The sequence below is a fragment of the Streptococcus oralis genome (assembly GCF_003943395.1).
In the GTDB taxonomy this organism is placed as follows: domain Bacteria; phylum Bacillota; class Bacilli; order Lactobacillales; family Streptococcaceae; genus Streptococcus; species Streptococcus oralis_BF.
In genome coordinates, this window is sequence record NZ_RJPJ01000020.1 from 1 (window position 1) to 3,264 (window position 3,264).

At 43.0% G+C, this 3,264-nt stretch carries 1 protein-coding gene and 1 pseudogene; one reads left to right on the forward strand and one right to left on the reverse strand.

The genetic code is table 11. The features are described from left to right. The first annotated feature begins 2,242 nt into the window (after positions 1-2,242). Positions 2,243-2,524: a hypothetical protein gene (locus D8802_RS10410; RefSeq protein WP_260468421.1), complete on the forward strand. Its 282-nt coding sequence runs from the start codon at positions 2,243-2,245 to the stop codon at positions 2,522-2,524. 578 nt (positions 2,525-3,102) lie between these two features. On the opposite strand, the pseudogene D8802_RS10495 reads toward D8802_RS10410, so the two are convergent. Beyond that, positions 3,103-3,240: pseudogene (locus D8802_RS10495) on the reverse strand (KxYKxGKxW signal peptide domain-containing protein); the annotation flags it as partial. Positions 3,241-3,264 lie beyond the last annotated feature (24 nt).

Here is a 3,264-nt window from a genome sequence, read left to right on the forward strand (position 1 = left end):
ACTCTTGCTTACTGAGTCTGACTTAGAAGCACTGTCGCTNGCGCTAACTGATTCTGANGCNGACTTGCTTGCTGAAGCACTTTCTGANGCTGATTTAGACAAGCTTTCTGATTCAGAGTTAGATTTACTTGTTGATGTTGACTTAGATGCATCATCAAGNGAAGTGCTCTTGCTTGCTGAGTCAGATGTTGAAGCACTTTCTGACTTGCTTGCTGATTCTGATTTAGACTTGCTGGTTGATACAGATTCACCTTCAAGAGATGCGCTCTTGCTTACTGAGTCTGACTTAGAAGCACTGTCGCTTGCGCTAACTGATTCTGATGCAGACTTGCTTGCTGAAGCACTTTCTGAAGCTGATTTAGACAAGCTTTCTGATTCAGAGTTAGATTTACTTGTTGATGTTGACTTAGATGCATCATCAAGGGAAGTGCTCTTGCTTGCTGAGTCAGATGTTGAAGCACTTTCTGATTGGCTAAGCGATTCTGATTTAGACTTGCTTGCTGATACAGATTCACCTTCTAGCGATGCGCTCTTACTTGTTGACTCTGATTTAGAAGCATCTACAAGTGAAGTGCTCTTACTTGTTGATTCTGATTTAGAGGCATCTACAATTGAGGTACTCTTACTTGTTGATTCTGACTTAGAAGCATCCACAATTGAAGTACTCTTACTTGTTGATTCTGACTTAGAAGCATCTACAATTGAAGTACTCTTACTTGTTGATTCTGATTTAGAGGCATCTACAATTGAAGTACTCTTACTTGTTGATTCTGATTTAGAAGCATCTACAATTGAAGTACTCTTGCTTGCTGATTCTGACTTAGAAGCATCTACAATTGAAGTACTCTTGCTTGCTGATTCTGACTTAGAAGCATCTACAATTGAAGTACTCTTACTTGCTGATTCTGATTTAGAAGCATCTACAATTGAAGTACTCTTACTTGCTGATTCTGATTTAGAAGCATCTACAATTGAAGTACTCTTACTTGCTGATTCTGATTTAGAGGCATCTACAAGTGAGGTGCTCTTGCTGAGGGACTCTGACTTAGACTTGCTAGTTGATGTTGACTTAGAAGCATCAACTACTGAGTTACTCTTGCTGAGTGATTCTGACTTAGACTTGCTGGTTGATGTTGACTTAGAGGCATCAACTACTGAGTTACTCTTGCTAAGTGATTCTGACTTAGACTTGCTGGCTGATGTTGACTTAGAGGCATCAACTACTGAGTTACTCTTGCTAAGCGACTCTGACTTAGACTTGCTGGCTGATGTTGACTTAGAGGCATCAACTACTGAGTTACTCTTGCTGAGCGATTCTGACTTAGACTTGCTTGTTGATGTTGACTTAGAGGCATCAACTACTGAGTTACTCTTGCTAAGCGATTCTGACTTAGACTTGCTAGTTGATGTTGACTTAGAGGCATCAACTACTGAGTTACTCTTGCTGAGGGACTCTGACTTAGACTTGCTAGTCGATGTAGACTTAGAAGCGTCTACAATCGAAGTACTCTTGCTAAGTGATTCTGACTTAGACTTGCTGGTCGATGTTGACTTAGAAGCGTCTACAACCGAAGTACTCTTGCTGAGTGACTCTGAATTAGACTTGCTAGTCGATGTTGACTTAGAAGCGTCTACAATCGAAGTACTCTTGCTAAGTGACTCTGACTTAGAGGCACTTTCTTTTGCACTTTCGGATTCTGAGTTAGACTTACTTGCCGATGTTGATTTAGAAGCATCAGCAATTGACGTACTCCTGCTAAGTGATTCTGATTTCGCTTGACTAGCTGAAAGAGACGGTTTATTTTCATGATCATAAGTAAGACTAAATCCTTCAAGTCGGTACATGTTAGTACTATTACGTCTATCTGTATAACCGAGATAGATAGGATACTTAATATTATCAGATGCTCTAAGTGGAGCAGTACCACTAATTGTTACAGTTGCATTATTTTGTAAACCATTTTGGACACCAAAATCCCTAGTAGCTCTAAACCAGACGTAGTCACTTTGATTCTGAAATACACGTTTTCCGTTAGCATCAATGATATCTAGACTACCTCTTGAGAAATAAGGCGTTTTCCCAGGTAGGCCTTGAACAATCAAGTTAATTTTAAATTTCTGACCCGGAGTAACTGTTACATCCCCTGGACCTTGATGGACAGTGGCTATCTTAGATACTGGAGGAAGTGTTGAAGCGGCGCGGAATCCAGAATAACCTGTTTTTGGCGCAGTCGCTACAGTCTTGTCTGCTTTTTGGTCTTCTTCAGCTTGCTTGGTTGCGTCCTTGCCTTGGGCTTGGTTCTTGTCTGCCACCACACCAGCTGCGAGGTTGTTGCTAGTAGTTGCTGCTTGGCTGCTGAGTTGGGTCGCGCTTGACAAGGCGTCACCGAGCTTGCTGGTCGCAAGGCTTTCAGCAGGGTTGACCTTGACATCAAGGGACGCTGAAGTCGAAGTTGAAACAGAGGCTTGTACTTCTGACTCGATAGCTGCACTAGCACTCTCAACTAGAGAAGCTGAGCTTTGAACACTTGCTGACTCAGATGGCTGTGCGCTGACAGATGCTGACTGAGAGGCAGGAGCCGAAGCTGATGCTGATGTTTGAGTGCTTGCTGACTGCGATGGTTTTTCGCTGACAGATACTGACTCTGAAGCAGGAGTTGAAGCTGAAGCTTGAGTGCTTGCTGACTGACTAGCAGCAGCTGAAGTGCTAGCTGAGAGGGACTGACTAGCTGACTCGCTGGCTGATAGACTTGCTGACTCTGACTCACTTACTGAAAGGGAAGCACTTACAGATTGACTGACTGACTCAGAAACAGATACAGAGGTTTGCTCCGCTTGTTCCTTCACTTCTGCTTGTGCTTGGGCGATGATTGGGTTGCTGCTGGTTTCAGTTGTCGCATCAGCTTGAGGTTCACTTGCGATGACTGCCTTACCAGTTTCTTTGTACTCAGATGTTTCATCTGCGTATACAGTTTGCTCTTGAGTTGCAACAAAACCTGCGGCCCCAGCGGCTAGGATGGCCCCTATACCCGCAAGCGTGTTGACATTGAGATGAGCGTGGTCAAGTTCTTCAGTGTCGGATAGGCTTGTCGAAACAACTTCTCCCATCCCACCGATACGAAAGAGATCTAGTTGGGAATTCGAGGCTTTCACCCAGTTTTTACCCGACTTGTAAAGCTTGTAGCGCTTTTTCTCATCTACGATCTCGAAATCTTTGTTAAATTTTTTACTTCGAAACATTTTATTCCTTTCTTTTTTGAAAAA